The following is a 21,281-nucleotide window of genomic DNA, read 5'->3' on the forward strand; positions in this document are numbered from 1 at the left end:
CAACCGTTACCATCGGCGCGTGGGTGATTCGCGCGGTTTCCCGCGCAACGGACGGCCGTCGGGCCGAACGCCTGGGCACCGGGCAACTCGGCGCGGCCGCGATATGCGCGGGCCTTTGCTGCCGCCGACGGTGCCGGGATGGCGCAGCCGGGCCGAGCGATTCGACATGGCGGTGCTGGAAGCCTACGAACCCATCGAGCGGCGCTGGCAATCACGAGTGGCGGAACTCGACGTCGCCGTCGACGAGATTCCCCGCATCGCCGCCAAGGATCCGGAGAGCGTGCAGTGGCCACCCGAGGTGGTCGCCGATGGCCCGATCGCACTGGCCCGCTTGATCCCCGCCGGGGTCGACGTCCGAGGAAACTCGACGCGGGCACGAATTGTCTTGTTCCGCAAGCCCATCGAACGACGCGCCAAAGACACCGTCGAACTAGGCGAGTTATTGCACGAAATTCTGGTGGCGCAGGTAGCCATCTACCTCGACGTCGAACCCACGGTCATCGACCCGACGATCGACGACGAATAGGTGCGTCGGCTCAGATGATGCCGCGCTTGAGGCGGCGGCGCTCACGCTCGGAGAGGCCGCCCCAGATGCCGAAGCGCTCGTCGTGCGCCAGGGCGTAATCCAGGCACTCGTGACGGACCTCGCACCCCAGGCAGATCTTCTTGGCCTCGCGGGTCGACCCGCCCTTCTCCGGGAAGAAGGCCTCCGGGTCAGTCTGCGCGCACAGCGCGCGGTCCTGCCACTGGTCCGGAGTGAGTTCGGGCTCGGGCAGCGGCTCGGGCTCGAATGGGATTGGCGCATCAGGGACCACGGTTAAGTGGGGCCGGGTAATCGGCGCCGGCGTGGAGCTGATCATGGCGCGCTCGGTGCTTGGCATGACGCCCCGTAGGTGCTCGTAAGACATGCGTCGTACGCCTCCTCAGCTTGGTCTTTGATAGAGTGGTTGTTTTCCGCTGTTCTGATGTAACAGACAATTCGAACAAGTGATCGAATCTCGGTCTGCGACACCGGAACCGGCCGGCCAACCGGGAAATGACACTGATGTGATTAGACACGGGTTAATCTGCTGGGTCAAGCGTTTCGGCGATTTTCCATACCATCTTGTGATCAATTTCCGGCGTTTCTGTTATTTCACCCCTTCGGCGTGTCCGTCACAACGCTCGCCAAATTGGCCGGCCGGTACTGTCGTCCGATGTGAAGGTCACCGTTCTCGTCGGCGGGGTCGGCGGCGCCCGGTTCCTGCTGGGTGTTCAACAGTTACTCGGACTGGGCCAGTTCGCAACCGGGGGAGAAACTTCCGGTCATGAGCTGGCCGCCGTCGTCAACATTGGCGACGATGCCTGGATCCACGGGGTCCGCGTTTGTCCGGACTTGGACACCTGCATGTATACCTTAGGTGGAGGCGTAGACCCGGAGCGCGGGTGGGGCCATCGTGACGAAACCTGGCACGCCAAAGAGGAATTGGCACGCTACGGCGTGCAGCCGGATTGGTTTCAGCTAGGAGACCGCGATCTCGGGACACATTTGGTGCGCACCCAGATGCTCAACGCCGGCTACCCACTGTCACAGATCACCACCGCGTTGTGCGATCGCTGGCAGCCGGGCGCACGGTTACTACCCGCCAGTGACGACCGGTGCGAAACCCATGTGGTGATCACGGATCCGGCCGACGACAGCCGGCGCGCGATCCACTTCCAGGAGTGGTGGGTGCGCTATCGAGCCCAGGTGGCAACGCACAGTTTCGCGTTCGTCGGCGCCGAAACAGCCAGCGCCACAACCGAAGCGGTCGATGCGATCGGCAATGCCGACATCATCTTGCTGGCGCCGTCCAATCCGGTGGTGAGCGTCGGGGCGGTCCTGGCCGTCCCGGGTATTCGCGGCGCGCTACGGGCGGCTTCCGCGCCGATCGTCGGCTACTCCCCGATCATCGGCGGAAAGCCGTTGCGCGGCATGGCCGATGCCTGCCTCGAGGTGATCGGGGTCGAGTCCACAGCGGAGGCGGTCGGCAGGCATTACGGCGCCCGCGCGAGCACCGGGATACTGGATTGCTGGCTGGTGCACGAGCGCGATCACGCGGACATCGACGGCGTCGCGGTGCGCGCGGTGCCGCTGCTGATGACCGACCCGAAGGCGACGGCCGAGATGGTCCGGGCCGGACTGGACATCGCGGACGTGGCGCCGTGAACCGTTCGCCGAAAGAGCACGGCACCGCCGCGACGGTCGAGATCCTGCCCGTCGCCGGACTTCCCGAGTTCCGCCCCGGCGACGATCTCGGTGCGGCACTCGCCGCCGCCATGCCGTGGCTGCGCGAAGGCGACGTCGTGGTCGTCACCAGCAAGGTGGTGTCAAAGTGCGAGGGCCGGCTGGTGGCGGCGCCCGAGGACCCCGAGGAGCGAGACGAGCTCCGCCGCAAATTGGTCGACGACGAGGCGGTGCGGGTGCTGGCCCGCAAAGGCCGCACGCTGATCACCGAGAACCGGCTCGGGCTGGTGCAAGCCGCCGCCGGCGTGGACGGATCCAACGTCGGCCGAAGCGAACTCGCGCTGCTGCCGGTCGACCCCGACGGCAGTGCGGCGGCCCTGCGCGCCGCGCTGCGCGAGAAGCTCGGTGTCGACGTCGCGGTGGTGATCACCGACACCATGGGCCGGGCGTGGCGCAACGGTCAGATCGACGCCGCGATCGGGGCGGCCGGTCTGGCTGTGCTGCACGGCTATTCGGGTGCGGTCGACGAGCACGGCAACGAGTTGGTGGTCACCGAGATCGCCGTGGCCGACGAAGTGGCCGCCGCGGCCGATCTGGTCAAGGGCAAGCTGACCGCGATGCCGGTGGCCGTCGTGCGCGGGCTCACCGTCGTCGACGACGGCACCACCGCCCGGCAACTGCTGCGGCCCGGTCCCGAAGACCTGTTCTGGCTCGGCACCGCCGAGGCCATCGAGCAGGGACATCTCGAGGCCCAGCTGCTGCGCCGGTCGGTGCGCCGGTTCAGCGACGAGCCGGTGTCGCCGGAGTTGATCGAGGCGGCCGTCGCCGAGGCCCTGACCGCGCCGGCCCCGCACCACACCCGCCCGGTGCGGTTCGTGTGGCTGCGCACCGCGGCTACCCGGACGCGACTGCTCGATCGCATGAAAGACAAGTGGCGTGACGACCTTGCCGGTGACGGCAAGCCCGACGACGCGATCGATCGCCGGGTGGCGCGCGGCCAGATCCTCTACGACGCACCCGAGGTCGTCATCCCGATGCTGGTGCTCGACGGCGCGCACACCTATTCCGACGCGGGGCGCACCGAGGCCGAGCACACGATGTTCACCGTCGCCGTCGGCGCGGCCGTCCAGGCGTTACTGGTGGCGCTGGCCGTGCGGGGGGTGGGCAGCTGCTGGATCGGCTCGACGATGTTCGCCGCCGATTTGGTCCGCGCCGAGCTGGAGCTGCCGGACGATTGGGAGCCGTTGGGCGGCATCGCGATCGGCTACCCCTCCGAAGAAGCACGGGCCGCGGGGTTGCGCGACCCCGTGAATCCCGGAGATCTGTTGATCCGCAAGTGATACTGACCCGGTGAAGACGTTCGCGGGCAAGACGGCCGCATCGGCCGACAAGGCTCGCGGCGGGTACTACACACCCGCGCCGGTGGCGCGATTCCTAGCCCGCTGGGTCCGCGAGGCCGGGACCCGGATCGTCGAACCCTCGTGCGGCAACGGCCGAATCCTGCGCGAGCTCGCCGCGCTCAGTACCGAGGCGCGGGGGGTGGAACTCGTCGCCGCCGAAGCCGCGAAGGCGCGAGCGTTCGCTCCGGTCGACGACGCGAGCCTGTTCGACTGGCTGGCCGAAAACGAGGCCACCGGTTGGGACGGGGTCGCGGGCAACCCGCCCTACATCCGATTCGGCAACTGGGCGCCGCAACAGCGGGAGCCGGCGCTGGAGCTGATGCGGCGCGAGGGTCTGCGCCCCAGCCGGCTGACCAATGCCTGGGTCCCGTTCGTCGTCGCGAGCACGGTAATCGTGCGCGACGGCGGCCGGGTGGGATTGGTATTGCCCGCCGAATTACTGCAAGTCGGTTATGCCGCACAATTGCGCGAATTTCTCCTCACTCGCTTCCGAGAAATCACTCTGGTCACATTTCGGCGGTTGGTATTCGACGGCATCCTGCAGGAAGTCCTGTTGTTCTGCGGGGTGGTCGGTCCGGGTCCGGCGCGGATTCGCACGCTGAATCTCACCGACGCCGACGCCCTGGACGGCGCCGACCTCTCCGACACCGGCGTCGAATCGGCGCCCGCGCTGTTGCACGAGCAGGAGAAGTGGACCAAATACTTCCTGGACCCCGCCACGATCGCACTGCTGCGCACGCTCAAGGAATCCGACACGTTGACGCGGGTCGGTGCCATCGCCGACGTGGACGTCGGCATCGTGACGGGCCGCAACAGCTTCTTCACCTTCACCGACGCACAAGCCGACGAGCTGAGCCTGCGGCCGCACTGCGTCCCGCTCGTCTCGCGCAGCAGCCAGCTCAGCGGCCTGGTCTACGACTCCGATTGCCGGGCAAGCGATGTCGCGGCCGGCCACCGGACCTGGTTGCTCGACGCCCCGGACGTGCCCGCCGATCCCGCCCTGACCGCGCACATCGACGCCGGCGAGGCCGACGGCGTTCACCTCGGCTACAAGTGCTCGATCCGGACACCGTGGTGGCGCACACCGTCGCTGTGGGTGCCCGACCTGTTCCTGTTGCGCCAGATCCACCTGTCGCCGCGGCTGACCGTCAACGGCGCCGCGGCGACGAGCACCGACACCGTGCATCGGGTGCGGCTGCTGGGCGACCGCGATAGCCGGGCCGACCCGACGGCGTTCGCCGCGGTGTTCCACAACAGCGCGACGTTCGCCTTCGCCGAGATCATGGGCCGTAGTTATGGTGGAGGCATCTTGGAACTGGAGCCGACCGAAGCCGAGCAGCTACCCCTTCCCGCACCGGCATTGGCCGGCGCCGAACTCGCCGGAGATGTCGATCTGCTGTTGAAGGCCAACGAAATCGAGAAGGCGCTCGACACCGTCGACCGGCACGTGCTGATCGACGGGCTCGGCTGGTCACCCGATGTCGTCGCGCAGTGTCGGGCGGCATGGCACACCCTGCGCGATCGCCGGACCGGGCGCGCCACCCGATGAGCGTGCGGGACTCGGCCATCGCGGTCCTCACCGACTGGCAGGCACCCGACCCCGCGCAGGAGTCGTTGCGGCACGCCGTGCTGGCCTTCGTGCACGCCCGCCCCGACGCCTGCCGCCGCGAATGCGAAGCCGGGCACGTGACGGCGTCGACGATCGTGCTGGACGACAGCGGCACCCAGGTGCTGCTCACCCTGCATCCGCGCCTGGGCAAGTGGGTGCAGCTCGGCGGCCACTGCGACGAGGACGACCCCGACATCGTGACCGCAGCGCTGCGCGAAGCCGTCGAGGAGTCCGGAGTGCCAAGTCTGCGAATCACCCCGCAGCTGGTCGCCATTCACGCCCACCCGGTGACCTGCTCGCTGGGCGTGCCAACCCGGCATCTGGACCTGCAATTCGTCGCGCACGCGCCGGCGGGTGCGCAAATCGCGATCAGCGAGGAATCCGAGGACCTGCGGTGGTGGCCGGCCGACGCACTGCCGCCCGACGCCGATTACGCACTCGCGCACCTGGTTTCGCGGGCGCGGGCGTTATAGCGCAGGAGCCATAGCGCCGAAATCGACATCAGCGCGCAAAAGTTCGAGTAGACGACGCGCTAACGTCGATCTCGGCAATAGCCGCGGCTGACTAGGGCACGAGTCACGCGGTTGAGAATGTCATCGGGCTTGTCCTCAGCGATCACACGAACGACAATCCAGCCCATCTCGGCGAGTTCGGATAGTCGCCGCTGATCCCGCACATATTGCCTTCTGTCGGTTCGATGTTGGTCGCCGTCATACTCCGCGGCGACCATGTAGTCCCGCCAGCCCATATCCAGCAACCCCACTAGTCGCCAGCCGTAATTGACCGGTATCTGCGTTACGGGTCTAGGTAAGCCCGCATCAACGAGAAGCAGCCTCAACCAGCTTTCCTTGGGCGACGCCGCACCGCCGTCCACAAAGGGCAGGACATCGCTTAGCCGTCGCAAACCACGAGCGCCGCGATATCGCTTCGCCAAGACGAAGACATCCTCGAAGGAGAACGGTGTCGCACGCATGAGTGCGTCGAGTCGCGCTAAGGCCTGTCCACGCGGCAGGTAGCGGCCGAGGTCGAGAGCCGTACGGGCTACCGATTTCACCGGCAGCCGCTTGATCGTGGTCACTTCGTCTGCGCCGAGTGTCTCGTTCCTTACGATTAGATCGCGCTGCGGCCGTGCGCTTCTGGAGACGAGTTCGATCGACGTATTCGCATCCACCCATCGCGCTCCGTGCAGTGCGGATGCCGCAGCACCCGCGATTACCGCATGCCGGCGAGACCATAGCCAGGCAGCGAGAATGCGATCGTCCAGCGATAGCTCATCGCGCTTCGGCACATAGACATCGGGAAGTATCCTCCGATACCACCGGCGCAGCTGGTACTCGCTCAACGCATGACCAGCGATCGCTTCGCTGCCTAGAAACACTTCCCCCATGCGGGCATCGTGGCCGGGGCCACGTTCACCGAAATCGACGCTGGCACGGAAAAGTTCGAGTAGCCATCACCGTGGTGTCGATCTCGGCGCAAAAAGACCTACACGTCGCTGGAGTAGCGGATCCCGCCGTCGGGAATGGAGACTCCCGGCCACACCCGGGCGCCGCGCAACAGCTCGCAACGCGCCCCGATATCGGCGCCGTCGCCGATCACACCGTCGCGGATCAGCGCCCGCGGACCGATGCGCGCCCCGAAGCCGACGATCGAGCGCTCGACCACGCTGCCGGCCTCGATCTTGACGCCGTCGAATATCACCGCGCCGTCCAGGCGCACACCGGGACCGATCTCGGCTCCGCGCCCGACGACCGTGCCACCGATCACCACCGCGCCGGGCGCCACCGCAGCACCCTCGTGCACCAGGTTCTCGCCCCGATGCCCGTTCAGCGCCGGCGACGTGACGATGCCGCGCACCAGGTCCGACGATCCGCGGACGAAGTCATCCGGGGTGCCCATGTCTCGCCAATAGGTCGCGTCGACGTAGCCGCAGACCTTGACGTCCGGATCCGACAGCAGCGACGGGAACACCTCGCGCTCGACCGACACCGGCCGGCCGCGCGGGATCCGGTCGATGATCTTGCGCTCGAAAACGTAGGTGCCGGCGTTGATCTGGTCGGTCGGCGGATCCTCGGTCTTCTCCAGAAAGGCCAGCACGCGGTTGTTCTCGTCGGTGGGCACACAACCGAAGGCCCGCGGATCGCCCACCCGAACCAGGTGCAGCGTCACGTCTGCTTCGTTGGCGCGGTGCGACTCCACCAGCTCGCAAAGGTCGGCCCCGGAGAGCACGTCGCCGTTGAACACCAGGACGGTGTCGTGGCGCAGCCTGTCGGCGATGTTGGCGATTCCGCCGCCCGTCCCCAGCGGTTCTTCTTCGGTGACGCAGTCGATCTCCAGACCGAGCGCGGACCCGTCGCCGAACTCCGCCTCGAACACCCCGGCCTTATAAGAGGTGCTGAGGATGACGTGTTCGACGCCCGCCGCGGCGATGCGCGACAACATATGGGTGAGAAACGGCACTCCGGCCGTCGGCAGCATCGGCTTGGGCGCCGACAGCGTCAGCGGCCGCAGGCGAGTGCCCTTGCCGCCGACCAGAATCACCGCATCCACTCCGGCAATCGCCAATTCAGTGCCGCCCTTCTGCCGGCTTCTGCACACGCTGCCGGCGCGAGCTGCGCACCATCAGATGGGAGCGCAGCGCCAACGAGGCCCGCAACGTCCAGCGCAGCGGAGCCAGCCACCAACCGGTATGCCGGTCGGCCAGAAAGATATAGGTGCTCCGGTGGTGCGCCGCGAGGTGGCTGGCCGGATCGTCTCCAGTGGAGTGGCCCTTGTGGTGCAGCACTTCGGCCGAAGGCACGTAGACGTTGAGCCAGCCGGCCTTGCCGAGCCGGTCGCCGAGGTCGACGTCCTCCATATACATGAAGTAACGCTCGTCGAATCCGCCGATCTGACCGAAGGCCGAACGGCGCAGCAGCAGGCACGATCCCGACAGCCAGCCCACCGGCCGTTCGCTGGGCTCGAGCCGCTCCTGGCGGTACGCCGCCGTCCAGGGATTGTTCTTCCAGAACGGCCCGATCACCGCGTGCATGCCGCCGCGGATCAGGCTGGGCAGGTGGCGCGCCGATGGATACACCGACCCGTCGGGGTCGTGGATCAGCGGACCGAGCCCGCCGGCCTGGGGCCAGCGGGCGGCCGCCTCGAGCAGCGCGTCGATGCTGTTCGGGCCCCACTGCACGTCCGGGTTGGCCACCAGCACCCAGTCGTCGATCTCCCCCCGCTCGCCGAGATGCTCGATCGCGCGGTTGACCGCGGTTCCGTAGCCGAGGTTGCCGCCGGTGCTGAACAGCCGCACATTCGGGTAGCGCTCAACGGCGGCCTGCGGGGTGCCGTCGGTGGAACCGTTGTCGGCCATCAAGACGCTGACCGGGCGCTCGGTGGCCAGCGACAGCGAAGCCAGGAATCGTTCGAGGTGGTGGCCCGGCGAGAACGTCACCGTCACGACCGGCAAGACGTCAGTCACGCGTAGAGATTATCGGTCGTGCTGCTGCGACCGGCCCGTCAGACGAGGCCAGCGCGTCGACAAGTGCGGACCGCCAGGGCCGTAGCGGCGTCATGCCCGCGGCCGCCGACTGCCGGCTCGACAGCGCGGAATAGGTCGGCCGCGGTGCCGGGCGGGGAAATTCCGCGGTGCTCACCGGGTTCACCCGCTCGGGGTCGGCGCCACACTCCTCGAAGACCGCGCGGGCCAGCCCGAATCGGGAGACGACGCCCTCGTTGGCGGCGTGCAGGATCGGTCCGGGGACGCCGTCATCGGCTATCTGAAGCAGGGCGGCGGCCAAGTCGGCAACGTAGGTCGGCGAGCCGACCTGGTCGTCGACGACCTTGATCGGCCCGTCACCGGCGGCGAGCTTGCGCATGATCGCGACGAAGTCCTTGCCGGTACCGCCGGTGTAGACCCAGGCGGTCCGGACCACGACGCACTGGGACGCCTCCGGCAGCGCCGCGAGTACGGCGACCTCGCCGGCGCGCTTGCTGCACGCGTAGACGCCACGCGGCGTGGTTTCGTCGCTGGGCTCGAACGGGTGGGGGTCGGCGTAGTCACCGGCGAACACGAAGTCGGTCGAGACGTGAATCAGCCGGGCACCGGCCCGCGCGCAGGCCCGCGCGATGTGTGCCGGTGCGGCCTCGTTGACCGCATAGGCTCGCGCTTGGTCACTCTCGGCCCCGTCCACATCGGTGTAGGCGGCGCAGTTGATAACGACATCGCCGCTTGTCACGATCGCCTCGGCGGCGGCGGGTTCGGTGATGTCCCACTGTGCCGACGTCAGCGCGAGGACGTTACGACCCTGGTCAGCGCCCTGTGCGGCCAGACAACCGCCCAGCTGCCCACCGGCTCCGGTGATCACGATCCTGCCCGACATGGTTCGAGTCTGGCATGTCTCGAAAGCGCCAGGAAAGGTCGGGCCACGCCGCCGCTGGCTACCAAGGAAGCGTATGTGCCGCAAGTAACCTAATGCGATGCCTGTGCAGCGTATGGTTCGTGTTGTTGCCACTGTGCTCGCCGTCGCCGTCGTTCTCGGCACCGGCGTCGCGTGGAACAACGTCCGAACGTTCGAAGACGGCATCTTCCACATGTCGGCCGCGTCACTCGGCCAGGGCGGCGACGACGGCGCGATCGACATCCTGCTGGTCGGCCTGGACAGCCGCACCGACGCCCACGGGAACGCGTTGACACAGGACGAACTAGCGACGCTGAAGGCCGGCGACGAGGAAGCCACCAACACCGACACCATCATCCTGGTGCGGATACCGAACAACGGGAAGTCGGCCACCGCCATCTCGATTCCCCGCGACTCCTATGTGGTGGCCCCCGGCCTAGGCAAGACGAAGATCAACGGGGTCTACGGCCAAACCCGGGAAGCCAAGCGGGCCAACCTGGTCAAAGCCGGTGACTCGGCCGAAGATGCCGCCACGCAGGGAACGGAGGCCGGGCGCGAGGCCCTGATCAAGACCGTCGCCGACCTCACCGGCGTCACCGTCGACCACTATGCCGAGATCGGACTGCTGGGATTCGCCTTGATCACCGATGCACTCGGAGGCGTCAACGTATGCCTCAAAGATGCGGTGTACGAACCGCTTTCGGGCGCCGACTTCCCGGCCGGTCCGCAAAAACTCGACGGCGCCGAAGCGCTGAGCTTCGTGCGCCAGCGCCACGACCTACCGCGCGGCGATCTCGATCGGGTGGTGCGTCAGCAAGTCGTGATGGCCTCGCTCGCGCACCGGGTGATCTCCGGCCAGACGCTGTCCAGCCCGACCACGCTGAAACGACTGGAGGCGGCGGTGCAGCGCTCGGTGGTGATCTCCCAGGGCTGGAACGTCATGGACTTCGTACAGCAATTGCAGAAGCTGGCCGGCGGTAACGTCGCATTCGCCACCATCCCGGTGCTCGACGGCGCCGGCTGGAGCGACGACGGCATGCAGAGCGTGGTCCGGGTCGACGTGCACCAGGTTCAGGACTGGGTGGCCGGCCTGCTGCACGAACAGGATCAGGGCAAGACCGAGCAATTGGCCTACACCCCCGCCAAGACCACCGCCACCGTGGTCAACGACACCGACATCAACGGACTGGCAGCAGCGGTCTCAGATGTGTTGAGCTCCAAAGGATTTACCACCGGTGGCGCCGGCAACAACGACGGCGCTCACGTCAAGTCCAGCCAGGTGCGCGCCAACAAGCCCGATGACATGGGAGCGCAGGAAGTCTCCAAGGAGCTGGGCGGGTTGCCTGTCGTACCGGATGCGTCGTTGGCGCCGGGATCCGTCCGCGTGGTGCTGGCCAACGACTACACCGGCCCCGGCTCCGGCCTGTCCGGCAGCACGACGGCGCCGGCTCGGGTGACGAACCAATCGGCCACCGACCCGAATATCCCCGCACCGTCGCCGATCCTGACGGCCGGCAGCGACAAGCCGGAGTGCATCAACTGACCACCCTGTCGACAGCGATCCTCGATCCGATGCTGCGGGCCGACCCGGTCGGTCCGCGCATTACCTACTACGACGACGCCACCGGCGAGCGCATCGAGCTGTCCGCGGTGACGCTGGCCAACTGGGCGGCCAAGACCGGCAACCTATTACGCGACGAGCTGGGCGCGGGGCCGGCCAGCCGGGTGGCGATCCTTCTGCCGGCGCACTGGCAGACCGCGGCGGTGTTATTCGGGGTGTGGTGGATCGGCGCCGAGGCCGTGCTCGACGCGAGTCCCGCGGATGTGGCGCTGTGCACGGCCGAGCGCCTGGATGAGGCCGACGCTGCCGTCGCCGGCGGTGAAGTCGCGGTGTTGTCGCTCGATCCGTTCGGTCGTCCTGCAAACCTGGGGGGATCCGACCTGCCGATCGGCGTCACCGATTACGCCACCGCGGTACGGGTGCACGGCGACCAGATCGTCGCCGAACGCCATCCCGGCGCCGCGCTGGCCGGCCGCTCCGTCGAGGAAATTCTGGCCGAGTGTGAAAACTCAGCGGCTGCACGGGGTTTGACGGCTGCGGATCGGGTACTGTCCACCGCGTCGTGGCCCGGCCCCGCCGAGCTGGTCGATGGCCTGCTGGCCGTCATGGCCGTGGGCGCGTCGCTGGTGCAGGTGGCGAACCCCGATCCGGGGGCGCTGCAACGCCGAATCGAGACCGAGAAGGTCACCCGCGTCCTCTAAATGCATATTGATATAGCAATACATCAATGTTAATTTCGTGCAAGCATGGGGTGTACGGCGCGACAACAGGCAGGCCGCTTGGCTGTTTCGTCGCCTCCGGCGTAGCTTTCTGATAATGGTTGCCATTAACAACCGGGCGGTGGAGAAGGGATCAGGCAATGGCCGTATACGGGCTACTGGCAAAGGCGGCGGGAACGGTATTCACCGGCCTGGTCGGGGTGACGGCCTACGAAGTCGTGCGCAAAGCGGCGGCCAAGGCACCACTGCACGAGACCGCCGTCAAGGGCGCCGAGCTGGGACTGCGCGGCACCCGCAAGGCCGAAACTGCCGCGGAGTCGGCGCGACTCAAACTCGCCGATGTGATGGCCGAAGCCCGCGAGCGCATCGGCGAGGAGGCGCCCACCCCGTCGCTGGGCGACACCCACGATCACGACCACTGATCGCTCGCCATGAGCCTCGCGATCGTTGAAGACATCGCAACTGCCAAAGACCCAGCCTTAGAAGTACTTTCGGACGCCGCCGGCCGCATGCGGCTTTTGGTCCCATGGGTGCGTTTGAACACCCGCCGCGCCGTCGCGGTCGAAGAGGCCGTGGCCAAGCAGACCGGCGTGCGCGCCGTGCACGCTTACCCGCGCACCGGATCGGTCGTAGTCTGGTATTCACCGCGCCGCTGCGACCGCGCCGAGGTAATGGCGGCGATCAGCGACGCTGAACACGTTGCCAGCGAATTGATTCCGGCGCGCGCACCCCACTCGTCGGAGATCCGCAACTCCGACGTGCTGCGCATGGTCATCGGCGGCCTCGCCCTGAGCCTGCTCGGGGTGCGCCGCTATGTGTTCGCCCGGCCGCCGCTGCTTGGGCCCAGCGGCCGGGTGGTCGCCACCGGCGTCACGATCTTCACCGGCTACCCGTTCCTGCGCGGCGCCCTGCGTTCGCTGCGATCCGGCAGGGCCGGCACCGACGCACTGGTCTCGGCCGCGACCGTGGCGAGTCTGATCCTGCGCGAGAACGTGGTCGCGCTGACCGTGTTGTGGCTACTCAATATCGGCGAGTATCTACAAGATCTGACGTTGCGACGAACCAGGCGTGCCATTTCGGAGCTGTTGCGCGGCAGCCAGGACACGGCGTGGATCCGGCTGCCGGACGGCAACCAGGTCCAGGTCCCGATCGACAGCCTGGAGCTGGGCGACGAGGTGGTGGTGCACGACCACGTGGCGATCCCGGTGGACGGCGCAGTGGTCGACGGCGAGGCCATCGTCAACCAATCCGCGATCACCGGCGAGAACCTGCCGGTGAGCGTCGGCGTCGGAACACGCGTGCACGCAGGCTCGGTCGTGGTGCGCGGACGCGTCGTGGTGCGCGCCAAGGCCGTCGACAAACAAACCACGATCGGGCGCATCATCACCCGTGTCGAGGAGGCGCAGCACGATCGGGCGCCCATCCAGACGGTCGGCGAAAACTTCTCGCGGCGCTTTGTTCCCAGCTCGTTCATCGTCTCGGCGATCACGCTGGCGATCACCGGCGACGTCCGGCGCGCGATGACCATGCTGCTGATCGCCTGCCCGTGCGCGGTAGGCCTGGCCACCCCGACCGCGATCAGCGCCGCGATCGGCAACGGCGCCCGCCGGGGCATCCTGATCAAAGGCGGATCCCATCTCGAGCAGGCGGGCCGGGTCGACGCGATCGTGTTCGACAAGACCGGGACACTGACCGTTGGTCGCCCGGTAGTCACCAATATTGTTGCGATGCATAAGGATTGGCAACCCGAGCAGGTGCTGGCGTATGCGGCCAGCTCGGAGATCCATTCCCGCCATCCGCTGGCCGAGGCGGTCATCCGCTCCACCGAGGAACGCCACATCAGTATCCCGCCGCACGAGGAGTGCGAGGTGCTGGTCGGTTTAGGCATGCGGACCTGGGCCGACGGCCGCACCCTGCTGCTGGGCAGCCCGTCGCTGTTGCAGGCCGAGAAGGTCAGGGTGTCGAAGAAGGCCAAGGAGTGGGTCGACAAGCTGCGCCGCGAGGCCGAGACCCCGCTGCTGCTGGCGGTGGACGGCAAACTGGTCGGGCTGATCAGTCTGCGCGACGAAGTCCGGCCCGAAGCTGCCGACGTGCTGAAGCAGTTGCGCGCCAACGGGATTCGACGCATAGTCATGCTCACCGGCGATCACCCGGACATCGCGCGGGTGGTCGCCGGCGAGCTGGGCATCGACGAGTGGCGCGCCGAGGTCATGCCGGAGGACAAGCTCGACGTGGTGCGCCAGCTGCAGGGCGAAGGCTACATCGTCGGCATGGTCGGCGACGGCATCAACGACGCCCCGGCGCTGGCGGCGGCCGACATCGGCATCGCGATGGGGCTGGCCGGAACCGACGTCGCCGTCGAAACCGCCGACGTGGCGCTGGCTAACGACGACCTGCATCGCCTGCTCGACGTGCGGGATCTAGGCGCCCGGGCGGTCGATGTGATCCGAGAGAACTACGGCATGTCGATCGCCGTCAACGCCGTTGGGCTGATCATCGGTGCGGGCGGGGCCCTGTCCCCCGTGCTGGCCGCGATCCTGCACAATGCGTCGTCGGTCGCCGTGGTGGCCAATAGTTCTCGGTTGATCCGCTACCGCCTCGACTGAGCGTCACCGCTATTCCCGGTCCAAGTCCCACGTGCTGGGCAGCATCGGAATTGTTGGGCCACTGCCGAATTCGTCACCGACCAACGAGGTCAAGCCTGACCCGGTGACCCCCTTGCGTACCGTGCCCGCAAATCCGAGCATGCCCGCGCCCGAATCCGAGGCCATCTGCGATGCGCCTCCCCAGTCCGGTTCGACGTCGACGTTCATGTCCATGAACTCGTCGCCGTAGTCGCGGTGGTGCACCCGCTGCCGTCGTCGCGTCCGCGCCGCCTCCCGCGCACCCATGGCTGCCGCTGCTGCGGCGCTATCGGGTTGCGGCGCCTTCTTTTTCGCGCTCGCGCCGGCGCTGGCGCTCATCCCGGAGCCGAACCCGATGTCGGGCGGCGCGATGGCGTAGGGCGGCACGAATCCGGGTCCGCCCCCGGCGAGTGGCGCGGGCGGCGGAGCGGGACCGGCCACGGTGGTGGTCGGCACGGGGGCGGGCGCCGAAGCCGGAGCCGTCGCGGGCGCGGCGATCGGTGCTGTCCCGAGCGCCGGCACCAGGCCGGGCGAAGCGGGGACCGGCGGGGCTGGCGGCGCCGCCACGACGGGATGCGGTCCCGCGGCCAGCCCGGCCAGCCCCGCCAACCCCCCCGACGGCCCCAAGCGGGGCCACCGCGATCAGCACGGGCACCGCCAACAGTTCCGGCTGAGACCCCAGCCAGCTCGCGATCTCGGCGATGTGCGTCGGCCAGTCCAGGGTCTCGAGTTGGACCAAGTACTCGGCCGCCAAGGCCGGATTCTGCTGCAGCAATTGACCGTACTGCTCGAAATCCTCGAGCAGCTCCAGCGCTCGGACCACCCAGAACAACAGTTGGCCCGGGTTCGTATAGGAGTCGTACGGAAGCCCGTTGACGGTCCCCTCGCCGGGTTTCCAATCGATCCCGAAGAGCCGCAGTATCTGCGCGATGAACTCGTTGAGCGGATTGTCGACCGTGGGGTCGTGATCCTCGTCTCCCGGATCGTCGTCGGTCGCGGCGTCGGACTTCAGAATCTGAGGTGCCGGGCCCGCCTGCGGTGCGGCCGCCACCGCGGCGCCGGTGACGGCTTGGTACGTCGTCATCGTGGTGGCTGCCTGCACCCACATCCTTGCGTAGTCGGCCTCGTTCACCGCGATCGGAATCGTATTGATGCCAAAGAAATTCGTCGCCACCAGCGCGCCGTGGAGGAGGTGGTTGGTGGCCAGTTCGCCCACGGTCGGCATCGCCGCCAACGCCGCGACGTAGGCCGCGGCCGCCTCCTCATGGACAGCGGCGGCCGCCGCGCTGGCGTGCGTCAGCCACGCCAGATACGGCGCATGTGCGGCCACATAAGACTCGGCGCTGGGGCCCTGCCAGGCGACCGCCTGCGTCTGCGCCAGCAATGCGCCGAGTTCGTCGGCCGCCGAAGCGTATTCGACACTCAGCGCCTCCCACTCCCCTGCCGCGGCGAGCAACGACGCGGGACCGGGGCCGTTGCTCAACAGCGCAGAGTGCACCTCCGGTGGCACCGCCATCCAGATCGGAGCCGTCATGCCACGTCAACCCCAGACGTCACGCGCAGATACCCCCTGCTGTAGGCGCTCTTGCGGGCATCAACTTAATGCAAATGGTTGTCATTATCAACTCATAGAAACGATCGACTCCCTGCAAGCGCTGCGGGCCCGGTTCCCGGCAGTGCGACGAGCCGTGCGGCGCCGTTTGCCTGTCGCGGCGCCGCTAAAGCCGGGGAACAAGCACACACATCGCTGATGCTCCCGGAAGTCGCTATCAGCCATGCGCTCTCAGCTGCTTGACACCTACTCACGTTGTGCCATCAGTGTTTGCGATGGCTCCCACAATGAAAACTAATGCTATTGCCCCGATACCACTGGACGGATACGGTCGGTCAAAGCAGGGCTTAGGGGGGCCAAAATGGTTGTTAGTGTTACGGACTCGGCGTTTAACCCACGCGACGACGCTGGAATATTCGACAGTTTGCTCAGCGCCGAGCCGCCCTTCGATCAGCGATTGGTGTTCGACACCGCCTGCGTGCTCGGTGGCAGCATCGCGGGACTATTCGCTGCCCGGGTGCTGTCCGACTTTGCGCGCCATGTCGTGATCATCGAGCACGACGAACTTCATGATCGAGCGTCGCGACCGGGCGTGCCGCAGGGAGACCAACTACACGTGCTGTTGGCCGCCGGGGCTCAGTGGCTGGATCGGTGGCTTCCGGGTTTCACCGAGGAGGCGCTGGCTAATGGGGCCATCAGAATCACCTCCGAAGCCCAGACGCTCGACGGCAACTCGATGGCACCAAGCACCCGCGAGTACGAAATGCTCAGCGCCACGCGGCCGTTGCTCGAATCAGTGGTCCGCACGACGGTGCTGTCCCGGGCCAATACATCCGTCAAGTACGCCCGGGCGACCGGGCTGCGATATCGGGACGGCGCGGTAACTGCCGTCGAATTCGTGGACTCCGCCGGTACCGCCCTGTTGGCAGTCGACTTCGTCGTCGACGCGATGGGTCGAGCCAGCCGGATCTCAAAATGGGTGAGCAACGCCGGGTTCGACCAGCCGCGGCTGGATCGGGTGGCCCTGCCGATCAACTACGCGACGGCAATCTTTGACAGCTCGGAGGCGTCGGCGGATCTGCACGTCAACGCAATGATGTCAATCTTCAGCCCGGGCCACACCGTGGACGGTGTCGCGATAGCGAGCGCTGCCAAGGTAGAAAACGACCAGTGGATGGTCTGTTTGATCGGTTGCGGACCCGATCGCCCGGGCCAGACGCCCGACGACTTCCGGGCTACCTGCACACATCTTGAATCTTCTTTCGCGACGGTGGCAGCCGGTCAAGCTAGCCGCGACGTCACCACTTTTCACCAGATGGAAAGTAGACGACGGAATTTCACCGACCTGAGTAACTTTCCCGCGAGGTTGGTCAGCGTCGGCGACGCGGTGGCATCGTTTAACCCTGTCTACGGGCAGGGCATGTCATCGGCCGCGCTGCACGCATCCTGCCTATCGTCGTATTTGTCGGGCGCGGGCGAATTCGACTCGGTTGCCAAAGACTTCTTCGCACTACAGCATGTGGTGGTCGATGCGGCGCGGGATGTGTCCACCGCCGGCGACCGTGCCCGTCTGGATTTCCTGAATGGCGTCCCGTTGCCCGAAAGCACGCGCGGCCAGCGATGGGCGCAGGATCAGATAACTCAGGCCACTTTCATCGACAGCAAGATCGCCGATCTCTATACCGACGTCCGGCTCATGATGCGACATCCCTCCGCGCTTGACGACCCCGCGGTCTTGCGACGGGCGGTAGCCGTCAACGGGGCAGCGTCCTAGTCCGGCGCAAAGGTAGTGCCGTCGCGGCGGACCAACGGCGCCTGCCGCAGCGCGGCCAAGCGTTGGGCGAATTCTCTGACGAGGTAGGCCTGCCTGTCGGCTACGGCCGCCGCGGCCGCGCGCACGGTTTCGACGATCAGTCGCGCCAGTGGTTCGGACCCGTTGTGGTAGGCGCTATCTCGTAGCCACAGCCCTGTCATCGCTCCCAGCCCGTCGACCTCCACAGTCACCGACGTGCACCGGCTCGTGACACGGACCGTCATCGACCGGCAGTGCTCATCCATCGTCTGAATCAGGTCACGCTGCTTCTCGATGCGCGCAATCAGCGAATTGGCAAGTCCGCCGGTCAAATCGGGGCCATCCAGGTGTCGGGAGCACCGTCGGAGCCTTGTCCTCGCAGCGCGGCCTCGGCCCGACAATCTCGTCAACCTGGTCAGAGGTATGCAGGAAAGCTGCCGCACTGTGGCTGCGTCCGGCACCCGCCCTCGCACCCATCGGCGCGTCTCCCATGAGTGTGAAATCGCGCCTGGCACAGCAGCGCGCACGCCATGATGATCGCGACGAGCTGCGCCTACCGTCGGCTGTGGGTTTGCCCGACGGTGCCGTCCCGGGGCTTGCCTCCCGAAGCCGCAGCCGAGATCGTTTGACCGCTCGTATGTCACCCATGGTGGCGACGGCTCGGGGGCGGCGCTACGACGCGTTACCTATCAGATGCGAGTCACGCCCTCGCACTGAGCTTTTCGCGTTTGGATGGTGCGAGATCGGCGCCTCAGTCACTATCTCGCGCGAGGATACCGCGGCTGTGGAGCGTTCGCGCCCGAATACCGCTGACCGCATCGGGGTTTCGCTGGTTCCGGTACGCTTCAGCAAGCAGGGAATTCTCAGCTGCTCAACTTCCGCTCACAGTGCCCAGGCCCCGCGTCGTCAGCTGTCATCCGGATCGCCGGTGCCCGGGTGTCAAGCCGGCAGCGGCAGCGGCCCCGGAGCCCGGAACGGCACACCGATCAGGGACCGCATCGTTAATCCGTCTAACCAGTAATCGGCGGAAGGGCGGATCCGTGGCACGCAGCGACAACGACACCTGGGACCTGGCGACCAGCGTGGGGGCCACCGCCACCATGGTGGCCGCCGGGCGGGCCCGGGCCACCAAGGACGAGCTGATCGACGACCGGTTCGCCGAGCCGCTGGTGCGCGCGGTCGGCGTGGACTTCTTCACCCGGTGGGCCAACGCCGAGATCGACGGCGCCGACGTCGACGAGCCCGGCGCGCCGTGGGGCATGCAGCGCATGACCGACCTGCTGGCCGCCCGCACGCGCTACATCGATGCGTTCTTTGCCGACGCCCAGGCGGACGGCGAAGCCGCGGGCATCCGCCAGGTCGTCATCCTGGCCTCCGGCCTGGACGCGCGCGGATACCGACTCGACTGGGCCCCGGGAACGACGGTATTCGAGATCGACCAGCCGGAGGTCATCGCGTTCAAGACCACGACGATCGAAGCGCTCGGCGCCAAGCCCACCGCCGAGATCCGGGCCGTCGCGGTCGACCTGCGCCACGATTGGCCGTCGGCGCTGAAGCAGGCCGGGTTCGATACCGGCCGGCCGGCCGCGTGGGCCGCCGAGGGCCTGCTCGGCTTCCTGCCACCCGACGCGCAGGACCGTCTGCTGGATAGCATCACCGCACTGTCCGCCGACGGCAGCCGACTGGTGGCCGAGGTATTTCTGAACACCGGCTGCAACCAGCACGCGCTGGACGGCGCCAGCCAGCGGTGGCGGGAGAAAGGGCTCGATGTCGTACTCGACGATCTGGGCTTTCCGGGCGAGCGCAACGATGCGGCCACGTATCTGCGCGACCGCGGCTGGCATCCCATCAGCACTCCACTGAACGAATTGTTGGCCGACAACGGATTACCGCAGCAGCCCGACGGCGAAGATGCCCCGTTCGCCAAGAACTATTACTGCACCGCAGTTTTGCACAGGGCAGGTTAAGAGGAAGGCCTCGATATGCCAAACAGCCAGCCGCCCAAGCCACTTGACGGATATCGGGTTCTCGATTTCACGCAGAACATCGCCGGGCCGCTGGCCGGGCAGATCATGGCCGACCTCGGTGCCGAAGTGATCAAGGTCGAGGCACCCCACGGCGAGGCGGCCCGGCAGATCGTCGCGGTGCTGCCGGGCCGGCCGCCCCTGCCCACGCTGTTTTGGCCGCACAACCGCGGCAAGAAGTCGGTGGCGGTGGACTTGACCAATGACGAAGCCAAGCAACAGATCTTGCGGCTGGTCGACACGGCCGACGTCGTGCTCGAGGGTTTCCGCCCCGGGGTGATGGAGCGAATGGGCTTGGGACCCGATGAGTTACGGTCCCCCAATCCGAAACTAATCTACGCTCGCCTGTCCGCTTACGGTGGCAATGGTCCGGAGGGCAGCCGGCCGGGCGTCGACCTGATGGTCGCGGCCGAGTCGGGCATGACCACCGGAATGCCCACGCCGAGCGGCAAACCACAGATCATTCCGTTCCAGCTCGTCGACGCCGCCAGTGGCCACGTGCTCGCCCAGGCGGTGCTGGCCGCGCTGCTGAATCGCGAGCGCCACGGCGTGGCGGACGTGGTCCGAGTCGCGATGTACGACGTCGCGGTGGGGCTGCAGGCCAGCCAGCTGACGATTCACCTCAACAAGCCCACCGAGCAGCCCAGGCCGAAGCCGGACGCGGCACCAACTACCAGGAAGCGCAAGGGCGTTGGCTTCGCCACCCAGCCATCGGATGCCTTCAAGGCCGCCGACGGGTACCTGGTGATCAGCGCTTATGTGCCCAAGCACTGGGCGAAGCTGTGCGAGATCATCGGCCGGCCCGACATGCTGGACGACGAGCGGTTCATCGACCAGCGGTCGCGCGCGTTGAATTATCCGGAGTTGACCGAGGAACTCGAGTCGGCGCTGGCCGCAAAGACCGCCGCCGAATGGGTTGAGCTGCTCCAAGAAGGCGGCTTGATGGCCTGCCTGGCATACACCTGGAAGCAAGTGGTCGACACCCCACTATTCGCCGAAAACGAACTCGCCCTGACGGTCGGCAGTGGTGCCGATGAAATCACGGTGATCCGCACCCCGGCCCGCTACTCCAGCTTCGACGCGGCCGCCACCGCTCCGCCACCCGCTCCGGGCCAGCACAACGACATGTTTCTGGCCGAGTCCTGATTTCTCGCACCGACTTTCTTTGAATCGCCCATGAAACGACTTGTTGTCAAACGACGGACACCTGGGTTTCTTTGAGTTGTCGATGAATCGGTAGGGGTTTATCCGGGCAATCGGGCAGTCGCGGAAAGCTTCCTCATACGAACTAGCCGCAGGCGGCGCAACGTCTTGCCGTCCGCTTATCTGACTTGTCTTGGTTGCCAAGGCCGATAGGCGCATGATTGACGCACGACGTTCTACCGGTCATAAAGAAGTCGTCAGCCCGCGGG

The 21,281-nt window shown here is 67.0% G+C and carries 18 protein-coding genes and 1 pseudogene; 12 read left to right on the plus strand and 7 right to left on the minus strand.

Annotated features, from left to right (window positions below; genetic code table 11):
* Window positions 1–103: 103 nt before the first annotated feature.
* Window positions 104–526, plus strand: a complete 423-nt coding sequence (locus G6N54_RS12315; protein WP_163794695.1) for a metallopeptidase family protein — start codon at window positions 104–106, stop codon at window positions 524–526.
* A 10-nt stretch (window positions 527–536) separates the two neighbouring features.
* Here the strand turns inward: G6N54_RS12315 and G6N54_RS12320 are convergent, their stop codons facing one another.
* A complete protein-coding gene (locus G6N54_RS12320) occupies window positions 537–908 on the minus strand; it encodes a WhiB family transcriptional regulator (RefSeq protein WP_372513201.1) in 372 nt (123 codons plus the stop codon).
* Between the two features lie 290 nt (window positions 909–1,198).
* On the opposite strand from G6N54_RS12320, the gene cofD reads away from it, so the two are divergent.
* The 4 genes from cofD to G6N54_RS12340 are packed head-to-tail and all read left to right on the plus strand — an operon-like array spanning window position 1,199 to window position 5,688.
* Window positions 1,199–2,188, plus strand: a complete 990-nt coding sequence (gene cofD / locus G6N54_RS12325) for a 2-phospho-L-lactate transferase (protein ID WP_163790394.1) — start codon at window positions 1,199–1,201, stop codon at window positions 2,186–2,188.
* The gene (locus G6N54_RS12330; RefSeq protein WP_163790395.1) at window positions 2,185–3,546 is read left to right on the plus strand and encodes a coenzyme F420-0:L-glutamate ligase; all 1,362 of its coding nucleotides are present in this window, start codon (window positions 2,185–2,187) and stop codon (window positions 3,544–3,546) included. Before cofD ends, G6N54_RS12330 begins: the two co-directional genes overlap by 4 nt.
* Before the next feature lie 10 nt (window positions 3,547–3,556).
* Entirely contained in the window at window positions 3,557–5,155 is a 1,599-nt protein-coding gene (locus G6N54_RS12335; protein ID WP_163790396.1) for an Eco57I restriction-modification methylase domain-containing protein, read from the plus strand.
* On the plus strand, window positions 5,152–5,688 hold the full coding sequence (locus G6N54_RS12340) for an NUDIX hydrolase (protein ID WP_163790397.1): 537 nt from the start codon (window positions 5,152–5,154) through the stop codon (window positions 5,686–5,688). Before G6N54_RS12335 ends, G6N54_RS12340 begins: the two co-directional genes overlap by 4 nt.
* A 59-nt stretch (window positions 5,689–5,747) precedes the next feature.
* Here G6N54_RS12340 and G6N54_RS12345 read toward each other — a convergent pair whose 3' ends face one another.
* From G6N54_RS12345 to rfbD, 4 genes are all read right to left on the minus strand, one after another.
* Window positions 5,748–6,602, minus strand: a complete 855-nt coding sequence (locus G6N54_RS12345) for a hypothetical protein (protein WP_163790398.1) — start codon at window positions 6,600–6,602, stop codon at window positions 5,748–5,750.
* Between the two features lie 98 nt (window positions 6,603–6,700).
* A complete protein-coding gene (gene manB, locus G6N54_RS12350; protein WP_163790399.1) occupies window positions 6,701–7,780 on the minus strand; it encodes a mannose-1-phosphate guanylyltransferase in 1,080 nt (359 codons plus the stop codon).
* Window position 7,781: 1 nt separating this feature from the next.
* Window positions 7,782–8,678 (minus strand): glycosyltransferase family 2 protein, encoded by an 897-nt coding sequence (locus tag G6N54_RS12355; RefSeq protein ID WP_163790400.1) that lies wholly within the window; start codon window positions 8,676–8,678, stop codon window positions 7,782–7,784.
* Entirely contained in the window at window positions 8,671–9,579 is a 909-nt protein-coding gene (gene rfbD, locus G6N54_RS12360) for a dTDP-4-dehydrorhamnose reductase (protein ID WP_163790401.1), read from the minus strand. The genes G6N54_RS12355 and rfbD overlap by 8 nt, the downstream gene beginning before the upstream one ends.
* 97 nt (window positions 9,580–9,676) lie before the next feature.
* On the opposite strand from rfbD, the gene G6N54_RS12365 reads away from it, so the two are divergent.
* From G6N54_RS12365 to ctpC, 4 genes are all read left to right on the plus strand, one after another.
* On the plus strand, window positions 9,677–11,140 hold the full coding sequence (locus tag G6N54_RS12365) for an LCP family protein (RefSeq protein ID WP_163790402.1): 1,464 nt from the start codon (window positions 9,677–9,679) through the stop codon (window positions 11,138–11,140).
* Entirely contained in the window at window positions 11,128–11,859 is a 732-nt protein-coding gene (locus tag G6N54_RS12370) for a TIGR03089 family protein (RefSeq protein WP_197939598.1), read from the plus strand. Before G6N54_RS12365 ends, G6N54_RS12370 begins: the two co-directional genes overlap by 13 nt.
* Window positions 11,860–12,017: 158 nt before the next feature.
* A complete protein-coding gene (locus tag G6N54_RS12375) occupies window positions 12,018–12,299 on the plus strand; it encodes a DUF1490 family protein (RefSeq protein ID WP_163790403.1) in 282 nt (93 codons plus the stop codon).
* A gap of 9 nt (window positions 12,300–12,308) precedes the next feature.
* Window positions 12,309–14,483, plus strand: a complete 2,175-nt coding sequence (ctpC, locus tag G6N54_RS12380) for a manganese-exporting P-type ATPase CtpC (RefSeq protein ID WP_163790404.1) — start codon at window positions 12,309–12,311, stop codon at window positions 14,481–14,483.
* Between the two features lie 9 nt (window positions 14,484–14,492).
* Here ctpC and G6N54_RS12385 read toward each other — a convergent pair.
* Window positions 14,493–16,035, minus strand: a pseudogene (locus G6N54_RS12385) (PPE domain-containing protein).
* 379 nt (window positions 16,036–16,414) lie between these two features.
* On the opposite strand from G6N54_RS12385, the gene G6N54_RS12390 reads away from it, so the two are divergent.
* A complete protein-coding gene (locus G6N54_RS12390; protein WP_163790405.1) occupies window positions 16,415–17,827 on the plus strand; it encodes an FAD-dependent monooxygenase in 1,413 nt (470 codons plus the stop codon).
* On the opposite strand, the gene G6N54_RS12395 is transcribed toward G6N54_RS12390, so the two are convergent.
* The gene (locus G6N54_RS12395) at window positions 17,824–18,177 is read right to left on the minus strand and encodes a YbaB/EbfC family nucleoid-associated protein (RefSeq protein ID WP_232073686.1); all 354 of its coding nucleotides are present in this window, start codon (window positions 18,175–18,177) and stop codon (window positions 17,824–17,826) included. The genes G6N54_RS12390 and G6N54_RS12395 overlap by 4 nt on opposite strands.
* A 708-nt stretch (window positions 18,178–18,885) precedes the next feature.
* Between G6N54_RS12395 and G6N54_RS12400 the strand changes: the two genes are divergently transcribed.
* A complete protein-coding gene (locus tag G6N54_RS12400) occupies window positions 18,886–19,812 on the plus strand; it encodes a class I SAM-dependent methyltransferase (protein ID WP_163790406.1) in 927 nt (308 codons plus the stop codon).
* A 15-nt stretch (window positions 19,813–19,827) separates the two neighbouring features.
* Window positions 19,828–21,015, plus strand: coding sequence for a CoA transferase (locus G6N54_RS12405; RefSeq protein WP_163790407.1), 1,188 nt, complete (start codon window positions 19,828–19,830; stop codon window positions 21,013–21,015).
* Window positions 21,016–21,281: the final 266 nt, after the last annotated feature.

Origin of the sequence: Mycobacterium stomatepiae (assembly GCF_010731715.1) — a bacterium.
GTDB classification, from domain to species: domain Bacteria; phylum Actinomycetota; class Actinomycetes; order Mycobacteriales; family Mycobacteriaceae; genus Mycobacterium; species Mycobacterium stomatepiae.